Genomic DNA, 520 nt, shown 5'->3' on the forward strand with positions numbered 1-520 from the left:
GGCGGTGACCAGGCCGAGAACCAGCCGCCGATCCTGGAGCTGGCCGACAAGGCCACCGTCTCGAACGTGATCATCGGCTCGCCGGCCGCCGACGGCATCCACTGCCGGGGCACCTGCACGCTGAAGAACGTGTGGTGGGAGGACGTCGGCGAGGACGCCGCCACCTTCAAGGGCACCGCCGCGAACCAGACCATGACGATCGACGGCGGCGGCGCCCGCAAGGCGGCCGACAAGGTGTTCCAGCAGAACGGCCCCGGCACCTTCGTCATCAGGAACTTCAAGGTCGAGAACTTCGGCAAGCTCTACCGCTCCTGCGGCAACTGCAAGACCCAGTACCAGCGCCATGTCGTCCTCGACAACGTCACCGTGAAGTCCCCCGGCCTCGACATCGTCGGCATCAACTCCACGCCGTACGGCGACACGGCCCGGCTCTCCCGCATCACCATCCAGGGCGACCCGGCACGCAAGATCGTCGTCTGCCAGAAGTTCCGCGGGGTCACCTCGGGCGAACCCGCGAAGG

At 67.5% G+C, this 520-nt stretch carries 1 protein-coding gene; it reads left to right on the top strand.

Features of this window, described 5'->3' with window-relative positions; translation table 11 throughout:
- Positions 1-520, top strand: a 520-nt coding sequence (locus OC490_RS49160; RefSeq protein ID WP_262064572.1) for a pectate lyase, incomplete at both ends; no start/stop codon positions are given.

This window comes from Streptomyces sp. STR69, from assembly GCF_024519455.1.
Lineage (GTDB): Bacteria > Actinomycetota > Actinomycetes > Streptomycetales > Streptomycetaceae > Streptomyces.